Genomic DNA, 20,992 nt, shown 5'->3' with positions numbered 1-20,992 from the left:
AGGGAACGTATGAAGAAGAGAATCGCCTTGCTGCTCGGCGCAGCCCTGCTGTTTGCAGGTGTTGCCCAAGCAGCGGACAAACCGCTGGTGCGTATCGGCGCGCGGGTGTTCACCGAACAGACCGTGCTTGCCGAAATCACCGCCCAATACCTGCGCGCCAACGGCTTCGATGTGCGCGTGACCACCGGCCTTGGCAGCAGCATTGCACGCCAGGCGCAGGAAACCGGTCAGCTCGACCTGATGTGGGAGTACACCGGTGTGTCGTTGGTGTCGTACAACCACATCGATGAACGCATGCCAAACGCCGAAGCCACCTACGCCAAGGTCAAGGCGCTTGATGCGAAAAAAGACCTGATCTGGCTGACCCCGTCGAAATTCAGCAACACCTATGCCCTTGGCCTACCGAAACAGGTCGCCGAGGCCTACCCGCAGGTGAATACGATCAGCGACCTCAACCAGGTGCTACGTGACGAAAGCAAACGCAACCACCTGGTAGCCCTGGACACCGAGTTCGCCAATCGCCCGGACGGCCTGGTCGGCCTCAAAGCCATGTACGACCTGCAAGTCGGCAGGGCCAACATCCGCCAGATGGACGCGGGGCTGGTTTACACCGCCATGCACAACAACCAGGTGTTCGCCGGGCTGGTCTACACCACCGACGGGCGCCTGAACGCGTTCGACCTCAAGTTGCTCGAAGACGACAAGCACTACTTCCCTGACTACACCGCTGCGCCTGTCGTACGCAAAGCCGTGCTCGACGCCAACCCGCAATTGGCCGCCCTGCTCAAACCGCTGGCCGAGCAGCTCGACGACGAAACCATGCGTCAGCTCAACGCCAAGGTCGACGTCGAACACCAGAACCCGACCGCCGTGGCCGCAGCCTTCCTGCGTGAACACCCCTTGAAGGAGGTACAGCCATGAGCCTGCTCGACACCTTCGCCCACCTCGATTGGGCCCAGGTCCTGCAATTGACCTGGCAGCACATCATGTTGGTCGGCATTGCCGTCAGCCTGGCCATCCTCGTCGGCGTGCCACTGGGCATCCTGATGACTCGCTTCCCGGCCGTCGCCGGCCCCCTGCAAGCCAGTGCCACAGTGCTGCTGACCATCCCCTCGATCGCCCTGTTCGGCCTGCTGCTGCCGTTCTATTCCAAGTTCGGCCAGGGCCTCGGCCCGCTGCCGGCGATTACCGCCGTGTTCCTTTATTCACTGCTGCCGATTCTGCGCAACACCTACCTGGCGCTGACCAACGTCGAGCCCGGCATCCGTGAAGCCGCGCGCGGCATCGGCATGACCTTCGGCCAGCGCCTGCGCATGGTCGAGCTGCCCATCGCGGTGCCGGTAATCCTGGCCGGCGTACGCACCGCCGTAGTGATGAACATCGGCGTGATGACCATTGCCGCGACCATCGGTGCTGGCGGCCTGGGCGTCCTCATCCTCACCTCCATCAGCCGCAGCGACATGTCGATGCTGCTGGTCGGCGCCGTATTGGTCAGCCTGCTGGCGATCATCGCCGACCTGCTGCTGCAAACCCTGCAACGTGCCCTGACTCCAGAAGGACTGCGCTCATGATCGAACTCAAGAACCTCAGCAAAACCTTCAACGTCAACGGCAAGGACGTCAAAGCCGTCGACGCGGTCAACCTCACCGTCAACGAGGGCGAAATCTGCGTGTTCCTCGGCCCTTCGGGCTGCGGCAAGAGCACCACGCTGAAGATGATCAACCGCCTGATCACGCCCACCTCGGGCCAAGTGTTCATCAATGGCGAAGACACCAGCGCGCTGGACGAAGTGACCCTGCGCCGGCGCATTGGCTACGTGATCCAGCAGATCGGCCTGTTCCCCAACATGACCATCGAAGAGAACATCACCGTGGTCCCGCGCCTGCTCGGTTGGGACAAGCAGAAGTGCCACGACCGCGCCCGCGAGCTGATGCACATGATCAAGCTCGAACCCAAGCAGTACCTGCAGCGCTACCCACGCGAGCTGTCCGGCGGCCAGCAGCAGCGTATTGGCGTGATCCGCGCCCTGGCGGCCGAGGCCCCGGTGTTGTTGATGGACGAGCCGTTCGGCGCGGTCGACCCGATCAACCGCGAGATGATCCAGAACGAGTTCTTCGAGATGCAGCGGGCGCTGAACAAGACCGTGATCATGGTCAGCCATGACATCGACGAAGCGATCAAGCTGGGCGACAAGATTGCCATCTTCCGTGCCGGCAAGCTGTTGCAGCTGGACCACCCGGACACCCTGCTGGCGCACCCGGTGGATGATTTTGTCAGCAACTTCGTCGGCCAGGACAGCACATTGAAACGCCTGTTGCTGGTGCGGGCCGAGGATGCGGCAGACAACGCACCGTCGGTAAGCCCGGAGACGCCGGTGAGCGATGCGCTGGAGCTGCTGGACGAGCACGACCGCCGCTATGTGGTAGTGACCGATGCGCAGAACAAGGCGATGGGCTATGTGCGCCGGCGCGACATGCACCGCCAGCAAGGGACCTGTGGCGACTTCCTGCGCCAATTCAACGCCACGGCGTCGCACGATGAGCACTTGCGCATCCTGCTGTCGCGGATGTACGAGTTCAACCGAGCGTGGTTGCCGGTGCTGGATGCCGAGCAGGTGTTTTTGGGCGAGGTGACGCAGGAGTCGATTGCGGCTTACTTGAGCTCGGGGCGTTCGCGGGGGGCGAAGACTTCGATCGTGTCGCCGGCTGAGGCAGTGCTTTCATAAAAGCCGGGGGCGCTTTGCGCCCCATTCGCGGGGCAAGCCCGCTCCCACAGGTTAAGCACCAGCCTCAAGGCTTGCAAAAGTCCTGTGGGAGCGGGCTTGTCCCGCGAAGCAGGCGACGCACTATCAGAACCCTACACTGGCCTGCACATAGAACGTCCGCGGCTCACCCACATAAATGCCCGCATTGTTATCGCTGGAGCGGGTGAAATACTGCTTGTCGAACAGGTTCTTCACCCCCGCCGCCAGCGTCAGGTTGGACAACTTCGGCCCGAAGTCGTACCCACCGCGGGCATGCCAGGTCACGTAGCCCGGAATGTCGCCGTACTGCCCATCGGCACTCGGTTCGGTGATGTAGTCGCCATTGAAGCTGCCATCGGCATTGATACCGGTACCCGGCGCGCGCTGTTTGGATTGAGCGTAGGCGTCCAGGTTCCAGGTCCAGTGGTTGACCGCGTAACGCACGCCGGCAGTGGCCACCTGGCGTGAGTAGAACGGCAGGTCACGGCCCTTGAAGCCAGGAATCTCCCCCTCGTATGTCGCGCGGGTATAGGTATAGCCGCCATTGACCGACAACCCCTCCAGCCGTGCATCCAGCCCGGCCAGGTCATAGCGCACCGACGCCTCGATCCCTTGGTGCTTGGTCGCACCCAGGTTGGTCCAGCCGACATCGTTGCTGATGTACTGCAGCTCGTCATCGAAGTCGATATAGAACGCTGTCAGCTCACCGGCGAAGCCGCCATTGTCATAACGCGTACCAACCTCGTAGGTCCTGGCCTTTTCCGGCTCTAGGCCATTGGCCGTGCTGTTGCCGGTGCCGCCTTGGCCCAGCTGGAAGTACTGCAGGCTGCCGAACGAGGTCTCGTAGTTGGCGAACACCTTCCAGGCATCGGAGAGGTGGTACATCACACTCAGCGCCGGCAGCGGCTCGTTGCTGGTGATGCTGCGCTTTTTCTCCGCCACCGGGCGGTTGTTGGCGTCCAGCACCGGGCGGTCGCGCCAGTCGGTGTTGATGTGCTCAAAGCGCACGCCCGGGGTGATGGTCCAGTTGCCGACGTCGATCTTGTCATCGATGTAGTAGGCGCTGGCTTCGGTGCCGCCGCTGCGGTCCTGGAACACGTGGCCATCGGCGGTCGGGGTCGACGTCGGTACGTTGTCGATCAGCGCCAGGCGGGTCGACTGCTCGCGCATGGCTTCTTTCAGGTAGCGATAGCCAACACTGACTTCCTGGGTGGTCGGGCCGGCGAAGAAGATCCGCGACACCCGCGGCTCGATGGCGAAGGTGTGGTAGTTGCGTGGGTACGAGGACAGGGTCTTCATGTCACGCGAGGCGATGGCACTGCCGCGAAAACTGTCGGTGTAGTAGGTCAGCACTTCGAACTGGGTGGCGTCGTCGAGCTGGCGCTGCCACTTGAACGACACGTCTTTGCGCCGGCCGGCAAAGTAGTCGTAGTCACGCAGCGACTGGTACGGGTTGCTGTCGTACTGAGCTTGGGTCAAGCCACCGGGCATGTCGGCACGGCCATCGTAGTAGTGGAAGTTGAGCCAGAACTCGTCGACGTCGGTCGGCGCCCAGTGGGTCTTGAGGATGACGTCGTCGATGTCGTTGCCGTTGTTGCTCTCGCGGTAGCCGTTGCCGTTCACCCCGGTGTACAACAGCGCAACGCCGATGCCGTTGTCGGCGGTGCCGCCGACGAAGGCCGATTCGGTGTGCTTCCAGCCGCCGTGCTGCGAGGTTTCAAGGGTGGTGGAAAGTTGTGCCGAGGCCTGCTCCGGGATTGCCCGGGTGACGAAGTTGATCACCCCTCCGACGTTCTGCGGGCCATAGCGCACAGAGCCGGCACCGCGCACCACGTCGATGCTGTCGAGGTTGCCCGAAGAGATCGGCGCCATCGACAACTGCGGCTGGCCATAAGGGGCGAAGGCAGCCGGGATGCCATCGATCAACACGGTCGAGCGTGGCGACAAACGCGAAGTCAGGCCGCGCACGCCAACGTTCAGTGACAGGTCGCTGCCACCGGTGCCGTTGGAGTCCTGCACCTGTACGCCAGGGATACCGCGCAGCACGTCGCGCACGTTCATCGCGCCCTTCTCCACCATGGCCTCACGCCGCACCACGGTGCGCGCGCCTGGGTGGTTCTGGACCACGGCCTGGTCAGCATCGCCCAGCCAGTCGCCGACAACCTTGATGTCAGTGGGCGCCAGCTCCAGGCTACCGCTGCCCAGGTCGAGCGTGGTGGGCAGTGGCTTGACCACCACGGTGTCCTGCGACACCTCGAACGTCAGCCCGCTGCCTTGCAGCAACTGTTGCAGCGCCTGCACCGGCGCCAGGTTGCCGGACACTGCCGGGGCCTGCTTACCAGCCACAAGCTCCGGGCTGTAGAACAGCTGCAGGTTGGTTTGTTGGCCCAGCTGGCTCAGCGCCGAAGCCAGCGGTTGCGCCTGGATCTGAATGGCAGTGTCGGCCTGCTCGGCCTGGCTGTTGACGGCCACGGCACTGACCGCAAGGGCCAGCGCCAGGGCGCGCACGCGTGGGAAAGGCTTGTTGTTGTTCACGTCGTCGAGACATCCTGAAGTTCGGGATAAACGCCAACCGCATGCAAATGGAAATGCTTGGCAGTTGCAGCTGGCGAGGAAGACGAACGGGCTGAAAAAAACCTGAATCTATTTCGCGATTATTTCGCGAGAACCGTCTTCATGGGCTTTGATGGCCACCGGCAGAATGCTCGGCAAGGCGCGCAGCAAGGCATCGGTGTCGTCGCTGCTGAAGGTGCTGGACAGGCGCAACTGCGCCACCTTGCCGGGGGCAACGCGCAGCGGCTCAGTGCGGTAGCGCGACACTTCGGCCACCACCTCGGCCAGGGTGGCGTTGTCGAACACCAGCTTGCCCTGGCGCCAGGCGGTGAGCGCGGCGGCATTGACCGCGAAGGGAGGCGTCACCTTGCCTTGTGCATCTATGTGCGCGCCCAGGCCGGCCGTCAGTTGCGCCTGCGAGGCATCCTTGCCCTGCACACGCACCGAACCCTGCTCCACCGCCACGCGGGTGGCGGCCGGGTCCAGGCGCACATCGAAGCGGGTGCCGGTGACGGTCACGCTGCCTTGGGCGGTATCGACCACAAACGGCCGGCTGCTGTCGTGGGCCACGATGAACATGGCTTCGCCGGCATTCAGCTGGATGTGCCGACGCCCGGCGCTGAAATCAACCTGCAGTTGCGTGCCGCCGTTCAGCGTCAGCTGCGACCCATCCGGCAACTCGACCTGCCGACGTTCGGCAAAGGCGGTCTGCAACTGGCCCTGATGGTTGAGGCGCTGGTACTGCCAGCCACTCCAACCCAGCCCCAGGGCAACCACTGCCACCCCGGCCGCCAGTGCCTGGCGTACCAGGCGCCGCCGTGGCAGTTGATGCACGGGCTCTGCTTGGCACAGCGCCTCGAGGCGCTGGCGCGGAATGAAGTCGGCGGCGCGCCACAGGCTGGCAAGCTGCTCGAATTCATCGCGATGGCGCGGGTCCGCTGCCAACCAGGTGTGCAAGCGCGCCTGCAGCTCGGCATCCCGCGGCGCGTCCTGCACGCGGGCGAACCATTCGGCCGCCTGCTTGCGGACGGTGTCGGTGCCGTGCTGTTTCATCGAGGTCTCCTGACTCATCATCCCGACACATCCAGGTGTTCACGCAGGTGTCGGAGCGTGCGGATCATATACTTTTCGACCATGTTCTTGCTCAAGCCCATGCGCTGAGCGATCTCGGCCTGGGTCAGGCCTTCGAGCTTCTGCCAGATGAACACACAGCGGCAGTTGAGGGGCAATTCGGCCAGCGCCCGTTCGACGCTGTCGGCCAGCTCCAGGGCGTGCACGTAGGCTTCGGGGTCGCCGCTGCTGCTTGTGCTGCTTTCATCGAACACTTCCAGCGCCTGGCGCCGATCCTCGCGGCGAAAACCATCCACCGCAATGTTGCGCGCCGTCTGGTGCAGGTAAGCGCGTGGCTGCTCGACCTGCTCGCGGGGGTTCTCCAGAACCCTGACGAAGGCATCGTGCGTGAGGTCCTCGGCCTGCTGGCGACTGCGCAGCTTGCGCGTCCAGGTGCCGATCAGCTCATGGTAGTGGTCGAGGAAGCCTTTGTGTGCGGACACGGTGGGGGTCGTCAGGGAGGCAGACTAGGGTGCGAATAGTAATGTTTCTCATCAAAACCGGCAAATCCGCCAGTCGGTAACAAAAAATTTTTGCGGATTTCATGGACGGAAGTGCCTGAAGAGCGTGGCCATAAATATGAACACCTTGCGCCTGTTCGCGGGCAAGCCCGCTCCCACACAAGCCCTGCAAACCCTGTGGGAGCGGGCTTGCCCGCGAAGAGGCCGGGAGGGTCCTTCCACAATATTTAACGCTTCAAACATCGAGGGGAACATCTGCCGGTCACATGAGTCGGTTATTCAAATGGCAGGTCGTCGATCCGCGACGAACACGCCCGGATTGCCTGTTGATCTTGCATTCTTCACGCCCTAAAGTGCGCGCCGAACGTCCATGCTGGAAACGATCCATCCGGCTCAAGTACTGAGTAGGCGAACCAAAGTGGGGATACGGAGGACGTTCAGTTTGCAGCCACTTATCTTTTCAGTTTGCCCATGGAGTCCCTGAGCATGTCGATCCAGGTCGAAGACTATTTCGCGCGTGACACCTTCCAGAAAATGAAGGCGTTCGCCGACAAGCAGGAAACCCCGTTCGTACTCATCGATACCCAGATGATCAGCCAGGCCTATGACGACCTGCGCGCCGGTTTCGAATTCGCCAAGGTCTACTACGCGGTCAAGGCCAACCCGGCGGTCGAGATCATCGACCTGCTCAAAGAAAAAGGTTCGAGCTTCGACATCGCCTCGATCTACGAGCTGGACAAAGTGATGGACCGTGGCGTCAGCGCCGACCGCATCAGCTACGGCAACACCATCAAGAAATCCAAGGACATCCGCTACTTCTACGAGAAGGGCGTGCGCCTGTATGCCACCGACTCGGAAGCCGACCTGCGCAACATCGCCAAGGCCGCACCGGGCTCCAAGGTTTACGTGCGTATCCTCACTGAAGGCTCGACCACTGCCGACTGGCCGCTGTCGCGCAAATTCGGCTGCCAGACCGACATGGCCATGGACCTGCTGATCCTCGCCCGCGACCTGGGCCTGGTGCCCTACGGCATCTCCTTCCACGTGGGCTCGCAGCAGCGCGACATCAGCGTCTGGGACGCTGCCATCGCCAAGGTCAAGGTGATCTTCGAGCGCCTGAAAGAAGAAGACGGCATCGAACTGAAGCTGATCAACATGGGTGGCGGCTTCCCGGCCAACTACATCACCCGTACCAACAGCCTCGAAACCTACGCCGAAGAGATCATCCGCTTCCTGAAGGAAGACTTCGGTGACGACCTGCCGGAAATCATCCTCGAGCCAGGCCGTTCGCTGATCGCCAACGCCGGCATCCTGGTCAGCGAAGTGGTGCTGGTGGCGCGCAAGTCGCGCACCGCGGTCGAGCGCTGGGTGTACACCGACGTGGGCAAGTTCTCGGGCCTGATCGAAACCATGGACGAGTCCATCAAGTTCCCGATCTGGACCGAGAAGAAAGGCGAGATGGAAGAAGTGGTCATCGCCGGCCCGACGTGCGACAGCGCCGACATCATGTACGAGCACTACAAGTACGGCCTGCCGCTGAACCTGGCGATCGGTGACCGCCTGTACTGGCTGTCGACCGGTGCCTACACCACCAGCTACAGCGCGGTGGAATTCAACGGCTTCCCGCCGCTGAAGGCCTACTACCTGTAATGAACAACGGGGCCGCAAGGCCCCGTTTTCATGTGTGCTGGCTTGTGCCGGCCTCTTCGCGGGGCAAGCCCGCTCCCACAGGACCCTGATGTGCCACAGGCAACAGATAACTTGTGGGAGCGGGCTTGCCCCGCGAAGAGGCCAGCCGTCTAGGCATCATTCCCCGCGCTGTTCGAGTTCCTCGGCATACCCTGCTGCATACCCCGCCAGCAAAGGCCCTGCCCCGCGCAATGTCGCTACCGCACTGCGCAAGAAATTCACATTCCCCTCAACCCGTGCCCGCTCCAGCCAAGGCCCGGCTTCAGCCAGTTGCCCCCGCTCAACCAGCACCATCGCCAAACTGAACATCCCGCGAAAGTCCCCCGCCTCGGCCGAACGCCGATACCAGCGCACCGCCCGCGCCGGGCTTGCCGCCGTGGCAATGCCCTGCTCCAGGTAACGCCCGTACAGGTTCATCGACTTGGCATGCCCCAACTGCGCGGCCTTCTCGTAACAGACCAAGGCCTGGGCCTGATTGGCCGGCACCCCGCGCCCGGTGGCCAGCAGGTTGCCCAAATTGTAAAGGCCCCAGTCCAGCCCGGCGTCTGCCGCCCGGGCATAGTGAATGGCCGCCTGCGTTAGGCTGACTTCACCGCCCCAGCCATGCTCCAGGCAACGCCCCAGCATGTTGCAGGCCATGACACTGCCTCCCTGCGTGGCAATGGCGAACCAGCGCCGGGCCAGGTCTACATCCTGCTCAATACCGCGCCCATCCAGCAGAATCTGACCCAGCAGCAACTGCGCCTCGACCACCCCCTCCCCCGCTGCCGCCAGGATCGCCTGGGCCGCCTTGCCGGGGCTGTCTTCGAGCATGGCCTTGAGGCCTGCAACATCCACCACTTCTTCACGACGCAACGGGTATGACACGGTTCAGACCTCAGCCCAGCGGCGCAGCAGGTTGTGGTAAGTCCCCGTCAACTGCAGCAGCGATGGGTGATCGGGCACATCGGCAGTGAGTTGCTGGATGGCATTGTCCATCTCGAACAGCAGCGCACGCTGGCTGTCCTCGCGTACCAGGCTCTGCGTCCAGAAAAACGCCGCATAACGCTGGCCGCGGGTCACCGGGTTGACCTTGTGCAGGCTGGTGCCGGGGTACAGCACCAGGTCACCAGCTGCCAACTTGACCTGCTGCTCGCCGTAAGTGTCCTGAATCACCAGTTCGCCGCCGTCGTAGCTGTCCGGGTCGCTGAGGAACAGCGTCGAGGACAGGTCGGTACGCACGCGCTCCGGGCTGCCCTTGGGCTGGCGCAGCGCATTGTCGATGTGGAAGCCGAAGTTGCCGCCTTCGCGGTAGCAGTTGATCAGCGGTGGAAACACCTTGTGCGGCAGCGCTGCCGACATGAAGCGCGGGGTGTTCCAGAGGCGGTCGATCAGCGCGCTGCCCAGCTCCTTGGCCAGCGGGTGGCCTTCAGGCAACTGCAGGTTGTGCTTGGCCTTGGCCGATTGATACCCGGCAGTGACCTTACCATCGGCCCAATCAGCCTGCTCCAGCGCCTCGCGGATACGCGTGAGTTCGTCGGCATCGAACAGGCCGGGAATGTGAAGCAGCATGGCGGCGGCACCTGGGCAAATGTAAAGGCGTCAATGATATTGATTCCCTTTTACATACCACAAGCCCCATTCGCCGCTTAAGACGTTTCAGCCACTGAAAACCGTAAAGGCAAACTGTAAAGATTGTAAATTCTTCACGAATGGTAACGACTCTCAATTGTTAGTCACAATTGCTTACATTAAGATCCGCCGCCTTATCACCTTGGGGAAGGTCCTTACCAATGCGTCACTACGTGCCATCTGCTGTGAGTTCACCACGCCTGATCGTGACTGCCATCGGCGTCGCCATCACTGCCTCGACCGCCTACGCTGCCGAGCCTGCCGCCAACAACGCCGTCACCCTGGATGCCACCAGCGTCAACGGCAAGGCCGAACAGGCCAGCACCGACTACAAGGTCGAGAAAGCCTCATCGCAGAAGTACACCGCGCCGCTGGTAGACACCCCACGCTCGGTCACGGTGATCCCGCAACAGGTCATCAAGGACACCAACGCCCTCAGCCTGCAGGACGCCCTGCGCACGGTACCTGGCATCACCTTTGGTGCCGGTGAAGGCGGCAACCCGCAAGGTGACCGGCCGTTCATCCGCGGCTTCGACGCCCAGGGCGACACCTACCTGGACGGCGTACGCGATACCGGCGCGCAAACCCGCGAGATCTTCGCCATCGAGTCGGTGGAAGTGGCCAAGGGCCCGAACTCGGCCATCGGCGGCCGTGGCGCCGCGGGCGGCACCATCAACCTGGTGAGCAAGCGCGCGCACCTGGGCAACTCGCTGGATGGCGCCTGGACCTGGGGCAGTGACCAGACCCAACGCTACACCTTCGATGGTAACTACCAGTTCAGCGACACAGTGGCCGGTCGTCTCAACCTGATGACCCACGAGAGCAACGTCGCCGGCCGCGACAAGGTCAACTACGACCGCTGGGGCATCGCCCCGTCCCTGGCTTTCGGCTTGGGCACCCCGACCCGCGTCAACCTCGACTACTACCACCTGGAAAGCGACGACCTGCCGGACTCCGGCATCCCGTACACCATTCCTACCGGTGGTAGCGGCGCCCGTACCTCGGCGCACCCGAGCAAACCGTACGATGGCGGGGACAGTGATAACTTCTATGGCCTGACCGGCCGCGACTTCCGCAAGAGCCGCGTCGACATCGCCACCTTCGCGATCGAGCACGACCTGACCGACGCGCTGACCATCAAGAACACCCTGCGTCACGGCAACAGCATGCAGGATTACATCCTGACCCAGCCCGACGACAGCAAGGGCAACGTCAACAACGGCAGCGTCTGGCGCCGCGCCAACAGCCGCGTTGGCAACACCGCCACCACCACCAACCAGACCGACCTGTTTGGTGAGTTCTATGTGGGTGGGATGAAAAACAGCTTCTCCACCGGTATCGAGCTGAGCCGGGAAGAGAGCAAGCGTTCGTCGTACACCGTTGATACCAACACGGGGGGCTCCACTGCCTCGACGTGCAACCCAAGCCTGATCGGTGCAAACAGTGGCTACAACTGCACCTCGTTGAGCAATCCGAACCCGGATGATCCGTGGAATGGCGCGATCTCGCGCAACTACGCTGGCACCGACACCAAGAGCAACACCCGCGCCCTGTACGTCTTCGACACCTTGGAGCTGACGCCTGACTGGCTGCTGAACATGGGCCTGCGCTACGACCACTTCGACACTCAGTACCGCACCTACGATGCCGCTGGCGCCACCGTGGTCAACGCCAAGGGCGTGGCCTCCAAGGGCCGTGATACCAGCGAGTTCATCACCGGCCAACTGGGCCTGGTCTGGAAGCCGGCCGAAAACGGCAGCATCTATGTCTCCTACGCCACCTCCGCGACGCCACCCGGCGCGATGCTCGGCGAGGGCACCGAAGGCAACCCATTGGGCAACACCAGCGACCGTGCCGGCAACCTGCTGAGCAGCGACATGGAGCCGGAAGAAACCACCAACTACGAAATCGGCACCAAGTGGGACCTGCTCGACCAGCGCCTGTCCCTGGCCGCCGCGCTGTTCCGTACCGAGAAGGAAAACGCCCGCGTTCAGGTGGACACCACCACCTACGAAAACGTCGGCGAAACCCGCGTGCAGGGTATTGAGCTGTCGGCCAGCGGCAAGCTCACTGACAAGTGGCAGGTCTTTGCCGGCTACACCTACATGCAGGCGCGCCAGATCGATGGCGGCGCGCTGGGCAAGGCCAACGATGGCAACCAGCTGCCGAACACGCCGAACAACAGCGCCAGCCTGTGGACCACGTATTCGATCACGCCGAAGCTGACCGTCGGGGGTGGCGCGTTCTATGTCGATGACGTGTACGGCAGTGTGGCTAACACCACCATGGTCGACAGCTACGTGCGCTACGACGCCATGGCCGCCTACAAGCTGACCAAGAACGTCGACCTGCAGCTGAACGTGCAGAACCTGACCAACGAGGTGTACTACGACAAGGCGTTCTCCACCCACTTCGCCAACCAGGCGGCCGGGCGGACAGCGTTGCTGACCACCAGCGTTCACTTCTAAAGCAACACCCCGGAGCCCCGTTCATTCCAGTGAGCGGGGCTTTTGCGTACCAAGGCATAATGCACGCCGCCTGAACTGAAACGGCAAGACAAGGTGATCGATGTGGTGAAGAAGATGCTGTTCCAATTGCACTGGTTCTTTGGCATCACCGCTGGCCTGGTGCTGGCCTTGATGGGCATCACCGGGGCGATCTGGTCGTTTCAGGAAGAACTGCTTCGGGCCTTCAATGCCGATGTGCTGAAGGTCGAAGTACGCCCCCAGGGCGTATTACCGCCCGCCGAACTGGTGCAGCGAGTCGAGGCCGCACGAGGCGACAAGGTCGCGATGCTGTGGGTGGACCTGCACGAAGGCAACGCTGCGCGGATCTTCTTCACACCGCCGCCAGGCCAGCGCCGTGGTGAGCTGCGTTATGCCGACCCGTACACCGGCGAGCTCAAGGGTGAAGTGGCCGGGCAGGACTTCTTCAACCTGATGCTCAACCTGCACCGGTTCCTGGCCATGGGCGACAGCGGCCGGCAGATCACCGGTGCCTGCACCCTGATGCTGATCTTCTTCTGCCTCTCTGGCCTGTACCTGCGCTGGCCGCGCAAGGCGCTCAACTGGCGGGTCTGGCTGACCTTCGAGTGGGCCAAGAAAGGCCGCGCCTTCAACTGGGACCTGCACGCCGTGGCCGGTACCTGGTGCCTGCTGTTCTACCTGCTGTTCGCCCTCACCGGCCTGTTCTGGTCCTATGAATGGTACCGCGAAGGCCTGAACAAACTGCTGGCCGATACGCCGGCAGCGGGCCAGCAGCAAAAACGCGGCGAAGGCCGAGGCCGCCACGGGCCACAGAAGGTCGACAAGAACGCACCGCCGCTGGTGGTCGACTACGACGCCATCTGGGCCAACCTCAAAGAGGCCGCAGGCCCGGGCCTGGCCATGTACAACCTTCGCCTGCCACCGGCAGGTGGCCAGCCGGCCAACCTCTTCTACCTAGTGGACGATGCCGCGCACCCGCGCGCCTTCAACACGCTGGTCCTCGACCCGGCCACCGGCCAGGTGAAAAGCCACGACCGCTACACCGACAAATCCTTCAAGGCGCAGTTGCTGCAGAGCGTTTACGCCCTGCACGTAGGCGAATACTTCGGCTTGCCGGGCCGGATCATCGTCACCCTCGCCAGCCTGACCATGCCGCTGTTCTTTGTCACCGGCTGGCTGCTGTACCTTGACCGCCGCCGCAAGAAACGCCAGGTTCGCGCTGCCCGAGGCGGCGTCGACAGCACCCAGGCTGGCAGCGACAGCTGGCTGATCGGCTTTGCCAGCCAGAGCGGCTTCGCCGAACAGCTGGCCTGGCAAAGTGCCGGGCAATTGCAGGCGGCTGGCCTGCCGGTGCAAGTCCGCGCCTTGGCCGAACTGGGCGAGGATGACTTGCGCCAGGCCCGTCGCGCCTTATTCGTGGTCAGTACCTTCGGCGATGGCGAAGCGCCAGATAGCGCCCGCGCGTTCGAGCGCAAGGTGCTTGGCCAACCCTGGGCGCTGAACAACCTGCACTATGCTGTGCTCGCCCTAGGCGACCGCCAATACCCGCACTTCTGCGGCTTTGCCCGTCGCCTGCAGGCTTGGTTGGGTGAACGCGGCGCCAGCACGGCGTTCAGCCCGGTGGAGGTGGACAACGCCGACCAGGCGGCGCTGCAACAATGGCAACAGGCACTGGCGCAGCTGACGGGGGCCCAGCCGGTCACGGCCTGGCAGCCGCCGAGTTTCGGCAACTGGACGCTGGTGCAACGTGAGTTGATGAACCCGGGCAGCCAGGGCTTGCCGGTCTACCTGATCGGCCTGCGCCCTGAGGAGCCTGCCAGCTGGCAAGCCGGCGACCTGGTGGAAATCCTGCCGCGCAATGCTCAGCTGCGGGTCGACGCCTTCCTCGACGGCCTGGGCCTGGATGCCAACGCAACCGTACAGCTCGACGGCCTGAGCGAAACCTTGGGCCAGGCGCTGGCCAGCCGTCAGTTGCCCAGCCGGCGCGATCAGTTGGTGGGCTTGCACGCACAGGCGCTGGTCGATGCGCTGGTACCGATCGGCACGCGTGAATACTCCATCGCGTCGATCGCCAGTGACGGTGTATTGGAATTGATCGTGCGCCAGGAACGTCACCCGGATGGCAATTTCGGGCTGGGGTCTGGTTGGCTGACCGAGTACCTGCCGGTGAATGGCCTGCTGAGCATGCGCCTGCGCCGCAACAGTGGCTTCCACCTGCCCGAGTCACCGGTGCCGATGATTCTGATCGGCAACGGTACTGGCCTGGCTGGCCTGCGCAGCCTGCTGCGCGCGCGGGTCAACGCGGGCGAACAACGCAATTGGCTGCTGTTCGGTGAACGTAACCGCGCGCATGACCTGCTGTGCGGCAATGAACTGCAGGGCTGGCTCGACAGCGGCGACCTGGCGCGCCTGGACCTGGCGTTTTCGCGGGATCAGGCCGAGAAGGTGTATGTGCAGGATGTGTTGCTGCAGCAGGCTGATGCGTTCAAACGCTGGGTGGCGGATGGCGCCTGTGTGTATGTCTGCGGCAGCTTACAGGGCATGGCGGCCGGCGTTGATGCGGCGCTCAAGGGCATGCTTGGAGAAGCCGTTGTACAGCAACTGATCGAGGATGGGCGGTATCGGCGGGATGTGTACTGATACTGGCCCGTGCTAGCCACTGAGGGCCTGTAGGAGCGGCCTTGCGTCGCGAAAGGGCTGCAAAGCAGCCCCAGCAATTTATGCTGTAACGCCGAAACCCCGGGGCCGCTTTGCGGCCCTTTCGCGACGCAAGGCCGCTCCTACAACTGGGCCAGTACTGCCTTAGTGCAGCTCGAAGGTATCGGCATCCAGGTTCGCCGGGAACTTGGCCCGGTACGCCGCCAGCTCCGCCGCTCTCAACACCACCGTGAACACCCCGTCCGCTTCGCCAGCACTGAGCAGGCTCTCGCCCTGGAAGTCCAGCACTTGGCTGTCACCGGAATAGGCGAAGCCTTTGCCATCGGTGCCCACGCGGTTCACCGCCGCGACAAAGCACAGGTTCTCGATGCCCCGCGCCGGCAGCAGTCGGTTCCAGTGCTGGCGGCGCGCCGCCGGCCAATTGGCGGTGTACAGCAGCAGGTCGGTGTCCTGGGCATCACGGCTCCACACCGGAAAGCGCAGGTCGTAGCAGATCAACGGGCGTACCCGCCAGCCCTTGATCTCGAACTGCACCTGACGCTCGCCGGGGGTGTAATGCTTGTGCTCACCCGCCATGCGGAACAGGTGGCGCTTGTCGTAGTGCAGGATCTCACCGTCCGGGCGCGCCCACAGCAGGCGATTGCGGTGGCTACCATCGGCGGCCTGGATGATCACGCTGCCGGTGATCACCGCGTTGTACTTCTTCGCCTGGGCCTTGAGCCATTTGTAGGTCGGGCCGTTCTCGGGCTCGGCCAGGCTTTCGGACTCCATCGAGAAGCCGGTGGTGAACATCTCTGGCAGGATCACCAGGTCCACCTCACCCACTTGCTTCAGCAGTTCCTCGAAATGCGCATAATTGGCCTCGCGGTCGTGCCAGGCCAGGGTGGTCTGCACCAAGGCGATTTTCAGGTCGGGCAGTGTACTCAGATCGCGCATAGTTTTTCCGCCGCCTGACGCAGCGTCTCCTCACGTTTGGCAAAGCACAGGCGCACCAGGCGTTGCTCGGGGATGGGTTGCTGGTAGAACACCGACACCGGAATGGTCGCCACGCCGTGCTCACGGGTCAGCCACAACGACATCTCGACATCGTTCAGGTCCGGGCGGATCTGCGAATAGTCCACCAGCTGGAAATAGGTGCCGGCCGTGCGGCGGAAACTGAAGCGCGAACCTTCGAGCAAATCGCAGAACAGGTCGCGCTTGGCCTGGTAGAAGCCTGGCAGTTCATCGAGGTGCTCGGGGTGCTCGGCCATGAAGTCGGCCAGCGCGCACTGCAACGGCGTGACGCCGCAGAAATTGACGTACTGGTGCACCTTGCGCAGCTCGGCACTCAGGGCCGGTGGCGCGATCACGTAGCCGGTTTTCCAACCGGTCACATGGTAGGTCTTGCCGAACGAACTGACCACGAAGGCACGGCTATAGAGCTCGGCATGGGCCAGCACGCTGGCGTGGTGTACGCCGTCATAGACCAGGTGCTCGTAGACTTCGTCGCTGACCAGGTAGATATCGCGATCAGCGATCAGCTGCGCCAGCTGGTCCAGGTCTTCTCGGGTGATCAGTGCGCCGCTGGGGTTGTGCGGCGAGTTGAGAATGACCATGCGGGTACGCGGGCTGAGGGCATCGCTGAACCGCTGCCAGTCGATGCGGAAGTCGCCGTCGCTCAGTTGCACATGCACACAACGGCCACCGGCCAGTTCCACCGACGGCTCGTAGCTGTCATAGCACGGGTCGAAGACGATGACTTCGTCACCGGCCTGGATCACCGCCTGAATGGCGCAAAAGATTGCCTCGGTGGCACCTGGGGTGATGGTCACTTCGTGATCGGCATCCACCTGTGCGCCATACAACCGTGCGACCTTGGCCGCTACCTGCTGGCGCAGGGCCGGCAGGCCAGTCATTGGCGCGTACTGGTTATGCCCGGCGGCCACATGCCGGCCCACTGCATCGAGCAACGCCTGCGGGCCGTTGAAGTCGGGGAAGCCTTGGGAAAGGTTGAGCGCACCGGTCTGTACGGCGAGCTGGGACATGGTGGTGAAGATGGTCGTGCCGACATTCGGCAGTTTGCTGCGGATCATGAAGCCCTCTTTCCTGGGGTTTATCCGGCACGGGGTGGAGTCCGAGCATAGCGGATCGAGCGGTCAGGAAAAAGGTTGAAACAATAGGGGATTGCGTTGGATCAAGAGACCCTGTGGGAGCGGGCTTGCCCCGCGAACACGGGCAAAGCCCGTGCCATCCATCGCGTTGCCTGCTTCGCGGAGCAAGCCCGCTCCCACATGGAGTTGATCAGCGCTTATCGCGGCGCTTCTTCTCGGCCTTCTTGTGGTGCGACATCAAGCGGCGCTTCTTGTTGACCTGGCGATCGGTGAGGGTGTTTTTCTTGCCCTCGTACGGGTTCTCACCGCCCTTGTACTCGATGCGGATCGGCGTACCGACCAGTTTCAGCACGCGGCGGTAGGTGTTTTCCAGGTAACGCGAGTACGACTTGGGAATGCTCTCGGTCTGGTTGCCGTGGATCACGATCAGCGGCGGGTTGGCACCGCCCAGGTGGGCATAACGCAGCTTGATGCGGCGGCCATTGACCAACGGCGGCTGGTGCTCGCTGACCGCGTCTTCGAGGATTTGCGTCAGGCGGCTGGTTGGCCAACGGGTGACCGCCGACGTGAACGCGGCCTGTACCGACTTGTACAGGTTGCCCACGCCCGTGCCGTGCAGCGCGGAAATGAAGTGGATGTCGGCGAAATCGACGAAGAACAGCCGGCGTTCCAGCTCGGTCTTCACGTAGGCGCGCTCACCCGGCTCCATGCCATCCCATTTGTTCAGGGCGATGACGATGGCGCGGCCGGCTTCGAGGGCAAAGCCCAGCAGGTTCAGGTCGTGGTCAACCACACCTTCGCGGGCATCCATGACGAAGATGACCACGTTGGCGTCTTTGATCGCCTGCAGTGTCTTGACCACCGAGAACTTCTCGACTTCCTCGTGGATCTTGCCGCGCTTGCGCACCCCGGCGGTGTCGATGAAGGTGTACTTGTCGCCATCGCGCTCGAACGGGATGTAGATACTGTCTCGGGTGGTGCCCGGCTCGTCGTAGACCACCACGCGCTCTTCGCCGAGCATGCGGTTGACCAAGGTCGACTTGCCGACGTTCGGGCGGCCGATGATGGCGATCTTGATGCCATCTTTTTCGCTTGGGCCAGGAATGCGCGCGGCTTCCTCGCCTTCGGCGACGTCCTGGTCGAGGGCTTCGTCCTCGGCATCACGCGGCAGGTGGCCGAGCACGGCTTCCATCAGGGCGTTGATACCACGGCCCTGGGAGCCCGCCACCGGAATGGCGTTGCCCATGCCCATCGGCGAGAACTCGGCACGCGCAACGTCGGGGTCGATGTTGTCGATCTTGTTGGCAACCAGAATCGCCGACTTGTTGCGCTTGCGCAGGTGCTCGGCAATCATCTGGTCGGCTGCGGTCATGCCCGCACGGGCATCGACCAGGAACAGCACATAGTCGGCTTCTTCGATGGCCATGAGCGACTGCTCGGCCATTTTCTCGTCCATGCCCACTTCGTCACCGGTGATACCGCCGGTGTCGATCAGGATGAAAGAACGACCCTGCCAGGAGGCATCACCATACTGGCGGTCACGGGTCAGGCCCGACAGGTCACCGACGATGGCATCGCGGGTCTTGGTCAGGCGGTTGAACATGGTGGATTTGCCGACGTTCGGCCGTCCCACCAGGGCGATTACGGGAACCATGCGGCTCTCCACTCTTGAATTCTTGAAAATGCAAAGGCCGCTGCAAGGCAGCGGCCGGAGTTTGTGCGGCGTTTCCTACACCGCGGCTCAAGACCGTTGGCGGTCTTGAGCTTAGCTTCAGCGGACGGTCAGTGCCTCGAGCTTGCCGCTGTTGCCGAAGACGTAGATGGTGTCGCCGACCACCAGGGGCCGGGCGCGCAGGCCATCGCTGTCGATTCGTTCACGGCCGACGAAGCGACCATCGACCTGGCTGAGCAGGTGCAGGTAACCCTCGAAGTCCCCGACAGCCACGTAGCTGGAGAACACTTCCGGTGCCGACAGCTGACGGCGAGCCATGGAATCGTTGGTCCACAGGGCGCTGGAAGAGCGCTCGTCGACGCTTTCAACGGTACCCGAGGCTTCGCTGACATAGACGTTACCGTAACCCTGGGCGACACCCACATAGCTGGACGCATCACGCTGCCACAGCACGCGGCCGCTTTCCAGGTCCAGGCCCGCTACGCGGCCCTGGTAGGTGCTGACGTACAGAGTACCACCGGACAGCAGCAAGCCGCCGTCGATATCTACCACGCGGTCCAACTCGGAACGCCCCTGCGGGATGGCCACACGGCTCTCCCACACTGGCACGCCGTTGTTGATATCCACCGCGATCACTTTACCGGTGGACAGGCCGGCAACCGCCAGGCGGTTGGTCGCGATCGGTGCACCGGTGCCGCGCAGGGTCAGTACGGCCGGGGTGTTTTCGTAGATCCAGCGGCGGTCGCCGGTCGCGGCATCGAGGCCGATCAGGCGGTCGTCCTGGGTCTGCACCACCACCACGTCGCCGTTGTTGGCGGGCGGTGCCAGCACTTCACTGGTCACGCGCGAACGCCAGCGCTCTTCACCGGTGCTGGAGTCCAGCGCGATGACCTCGCCTTTGAGGGTGCCGAGCATGACCAGCCCGTAACCCACGCCGACAGCGCCCGACACTTGCAGGTCCAGGTCTTTTTTCCACACCACGTCGCCGGTGATACGGTCGAGGGCGAAGACTTCGCCGTTGACGTCGGAGGCGTAGATACGGTCGTTTTCGATGGCCGGTACCAGGGTGTTGTACGTCTCGCCCTGGCCGTCACCGATCGAGCGGCTCCACTGCTTTTTCAGTACCACTTCCTCGGTGAACTTGGTCAGCTCGGCCGGGGGCAGTTCCTTCTTGCTGTTGCTGCTGCAACCCGCGGCCAGTACGGCCAGGGTCAGCACTGCTGCTTGTTTCCAACCGATCACGTCACGCGTCCCCTTTGGCCAAGTCATCCAGCTTCAGTTGCAGGCCACCGACCGCTGCTTCATCCGACAGCGAGGCCTTGGCTTTCTCATAAGCGCTGTGAGCATCGTCGGCGCGACCCAGCTGCACCAGCAGGTCACCCTTCAATTCTTCGCGGCTGGCCAGGAACGCCTTGTCGGCATCGCCGTCGAGCAGCTTGAGTGCCTCTTCGGCCTTGTCCTGGGCAGCCAGTACACGGGCCAGGCGCTGGCGCGAAATCTCGCCCAGGGTGGCATCGGCTGGCTTGTCCAACACAGCTTTGAGCTCGGCAGCAGCGTCGTCGAGCTTGCCGCTCTCGACCGCGACCTTGGCCACGAACAGGCTGCCGTACTGGGCGTAGGCGGTACCACCGAACTCGCTCTTGAGCTTGCCGGCCAGTTCCGCGACCTTGGTTGCGTCAGGCTGGCCACTCGGCGTCAGGCTGGTTTCAAGCAAAGCCTGGTACAGCTGCGAGGCACCTTGCGACTGGTTGTTCTGGTACTTGTGCCAGGTATTCCAGCCCAGTACCACCACACCGGCCAGCAACGCGCCCGTCAGCAGCGGCTTGCCGTTGCGGTTCCACCAGTCCTTGACCCCTGCCAGGTCATCATCATCGGTACTCGACACCCCAATACTCCTTTTCGCCTATTCGCTTGTTGGA

At 63.1% G+C, this 20,992-nt stretch carries 16 protein-coding genes; 6 read left to right on the top strand and 10 right to left on the bottom strand.

The window, feature by feature from the left end; translation table 11 throughout:
* The first annotated feature begins 9 nt into the window (after window positions 1-9).
* The 3 genes from HU750_RS00365 to HU750_RS00355 are packed head-to-tail and all read left to right on the top strand — an operon-like array spanning window position 10 to window position 2,725.
* A complete protein-coding gene (locus HU750_RS00365) occupies window positions 10-921 on the top strand; it encodes a glycine betaine ABC transporter substrate-binding protein (protein WP_186675574.1) in 912 nt (303 codons plus the stop codon).
* Entirely contained in the window at window positions 918-1,571 is a 654-nt protein-coding gene (locus tag HU750_RS00360) for an ABC transporter permease (protein ID WP_008090677.1), read from the top strand. The genes HU750_RS00365 and HU750_RS00360 overlap by 4 nt, the downstream gene beginning before the upstream one ends.
* Window positions 1,568-2,725: an osmoprotectant ABC transporter ATP-binding protein OsmV gene (locus HU750_RS00355; RefSeq protein WP_186675571.1), complete on the top strand. Its 1,158-nt coding sequence runs from the start codon at window positions 1,568-1,570 to the stop codon at window positions 2,723-2,725. Before HU750_RS00360 ends, HU750_RS00355 begins: the two co-directional genes overlap by 4 nt.
* A 123-nt stretch (window positions 2,726-2,848) precedes the next feature.
* Here HU750_RS00355 and HU750_RS00350 read toward each other — a convergent pair whose 3' ends face one another.
* From HU750_RS00350 to HU750_RS00340, 3 genes are all read right to left on the bottom strand, one after another.
* The gene (locus HU750_RS00350) at window positions 2,849-5,278 is read right to left on the bottom strand and encodes a TonB-dependent siderophore receptor (RefSeq protein ID WP_186675568.1); all 2,430 of its coding nucleotides are present in this window, start codon (window positions 5,276-5,278) and stop codon (window positions 2,849-2,851) included.
* Window positions 5,279-5,386: 108 nt separating this feature from the next.
* A complete protein-coding gene (locus tag HU750_RS00345) occupies window positions 5,387-6,349 on the bottom strand; it encodes a FecR family protein (protein ID WP_186675565.1) in 963 nt (320 codons plus the stop codon).
* Window positions 6,350-6,366: 17 nt separating this feature from the next.
* Window positions 6,367-6,849, bottom strand: a complete 483-nt coding sequence (locus HU750_RS00340; RefSeq protein ID WP_186675562.1) for a sigma-70 family RNA polymerase sigma factor — start codon at window positions 6,847-6,849, stop codon at window positions 6,367-6,369.
* A 504-nt stretch (window positions 6,850-7,353) separates the two neighbouring features.
* Between HU750_RS00340 and HU750_RS00335 the strand changes: the two genes are divergently transcribed.
* Window positions 7,354-8,517, top strand: a complete 1,164-nt coding sequence (locus HU750_RS00335; protein WP_027595561.1) for a type III PLP-dependent enzyme — start codon at window positions 7,354-7,356, stop codon at window positions 8,515-8,517.
* Window positions 8,518-8,673: 156 nt separating this feature from the next.
* Here HU750_RS00335 and HU750_RS00330 read toward each other — a convergent pair whose 3' ends face one another.
* Window positions 8,674-9,423, bottom strand: a complete 750-nt coding sequence (locus tag HU750_RS00330; RefSeq protein WP_186675559.1) for an SEL1-like repeat protein — start codon at window positions 9,421-9,423, stop codon at window positions 8,674-8,676.
* A 3-nt stretch (window positions 9,424-9,426) separates the two neighbouring features.
* Window positions 9,427-10,107, bottom strand: coding sequence for a Fe2+-dependent dioxygenase (locus tag HU750_RS00325; RefSeq protein ID WP_186675557.1), 681 nt, complete (start codon window positions 10,105-10,107; stop codon window positions 9,427-9,429).
* Between the two features lie 221 nt (window positions 10,108-10,328).
* Between HU750_RS00325 and HU750_RS00320 the strand changes: the two genes are divergently transcribed.
* Both HU750_RS00320 and HU750_RS00315 read left to right on the top strand, forming a co-directional pair.
* On the top strand, window positions 10,329-12,635 hold the full coding sequence (locus tag HU750_RS00320) for a TonB-dependent receptor (protein WP_186675555.1): 2,307 nt from the start codon (window positions 10,329-10,331) through the stop codon (window positions 12,633-12,635).
* Window positions 12,636-12,737: 102 nt separating this feature from the next.
* Window positions 12,738-15,293, top strand: coding sequence for a PepSY domain-containing protein (locus HU750_RS00315; RefSeq protein ID WP_186676177.1), 2,556 nt, complete (start codon window positions 12,738-12,740; stop codon window positions 15,291-15,293).
* A gap of 162 nt (window positions 15,294-15,455) precedes the next feature.
* Here HU750_RS00315 and HU750_RS00310 read toward each other — a convergent pair whose 3' ends face one another.
* From HU750_RS00310 to HU750_RS00290, 5 genes are all read right to left on the bottom strand, one after another.
* The gene (locus tag HU750_RS00310; RefSeq protein WP_085272641.1) at window positions 15,456-16,247 is read right to left on the bottom strand and encodes an amidohydrolase; all 792 of its coding nucleotides are present in this window, start codon (window positions 16,245-16,247) and stop codon (window positions 15,456-15,458) included.
* Complete coding sequence (locus HU750_RS00305; RefSeq protein WP_186675553.1) at window positions 16,235-17,383, bottom strand: pyridoxal phosphate-dependent aminotransferase; 1,149 nt, start codon at window positions 17,381-17,383, stop codon at window positions 16,235-16,237. The genes HU750_RS00310 and HU750_RS00305 overlap by 13 nt, the downstream gene beginning before the upstream one ends.
* 208 nt (window positions 17,384-17,591) lie before the next feature.
* Window positions 17,592-19,055 (bottom strand): ribosome biogenesis GTPase Der, encoded by a 1,464-nt coding sequence (gene der / locus HU750_RS00300; protein ID WP_186675552.1) that lies wholly within the window; start codon window positions 19,053-19,055, stop codon window positions 17,592-17,594.
* Between the two features lie 117 nt (window positions 19,056-19,172).
* On the bottom strand, window positions 19,173-20,315 hold the full coding sequence (gene bamB, locus HU750_RS00295; protein WP_027595553.1) for an outer membrane protein assembly factor BamB: 1,143 nt from the start codon (window positions 20,313-20,315) through the stop codon (window positions 19,173-19,175).
* A 1-nt stretch (window position 20,316) separates the two neighbouring features.
* A complete protein-coding gene (locus HU750_RS00290; RefSeq protein WP_027595552.1) occupies window positions 20,317-20,958 on the bottom strand; it encodes a tetratricopeptide repeat protein in 642 nt (213 codons plus the stop codon).
* Between the last annotated feature and the right edge of the window lie 34 nt (window positions 20,959-20,992).

The organism is Pseudomonas sp. SWRI50 (assembly GCF_014269095.1).
Taxonomy (GTDB): domain Bacteria; phylum Pseudomonadota; class Gammaproteobacteria; order Pseudomonadales; family Pseudomonadaceae; genus Aquipseudomonas; species Aquipseudomonas kermanshahensis.
This window is presented reverse-complemented; position numbering and strand designations above follow the sequence as displayed.

Bases quoted from the DNA above. Each gene is read 5' to 3' on its own strand.
- HU750_RS00325 (WP_186675557.1), bottom strand. From the start codon at position 10,107: ATGCTGCTTCACATTCCCGGCCTGTTCGATGCCGACGAACTCACGCGT.
- HU750_RS00345 (WP_186675565.1), bottom strand. From the start codon at position 6,349: ATGAAACAGCACGGCACCGACACCGTCCGCAAGCAGGCGGCCGAATGG.
- HU750_RS00320 (WP_186675555.1), top strand. From the start codon at position 10,329: ATGCGTCACTACGTGCCATCTGCTGTGAGTTCACCACGCCTGATCGTG.
- HU750_RS00360 (WP_008090677.1), top strand. From the start codon at position 918: ATGAGCCTGCTCGACACCTTCGCCCACCTCGATTGGGCCCAGGTCCTG.
- HU750_RS00365 (WP_186675574.1), top strand. From the start codon at position 10: ATGAAGAAGAGAATCGCCTTGCTGCTCGGCGCAGCCCTGCTGTTTGCA.
- der (WP_186675552.1), bottom strand. From the start codon at position 19,055: ATGGTTCCCGTAATCGCCCTGGTGGGACGGCCGAACGTCGGCAAATCC.
- HU750_RS00310 (WP_085272641.1), bottom strand. From the start codon at position 16,247: ATGCGCGATCTGAGTACACTGCCCGACCTGAAAATCGCCTTGGTGCAG.
- HU750_RS00355 (WP_186675571.1), top strand. From the start codon at position 1,568: ATGATCGAACTCAAGAACCTCAGCAAAACCTTCAACGTCAACGGCAAG.
- HU750_RS00335 (WP_027595561.1), top strand. From the start codon at position 7,354: ATGTCGATCCAGGTCGAAGACTATTTCGCGCGTGACACCTTCCAGAAA.
- HU750_RS00305 (WP_186675553.1), bottom strand. From the start codon at position 17,383: ATGATCCGCAGCAAACTGCCGAATGTCGGCACGACCATCTTCACCACC.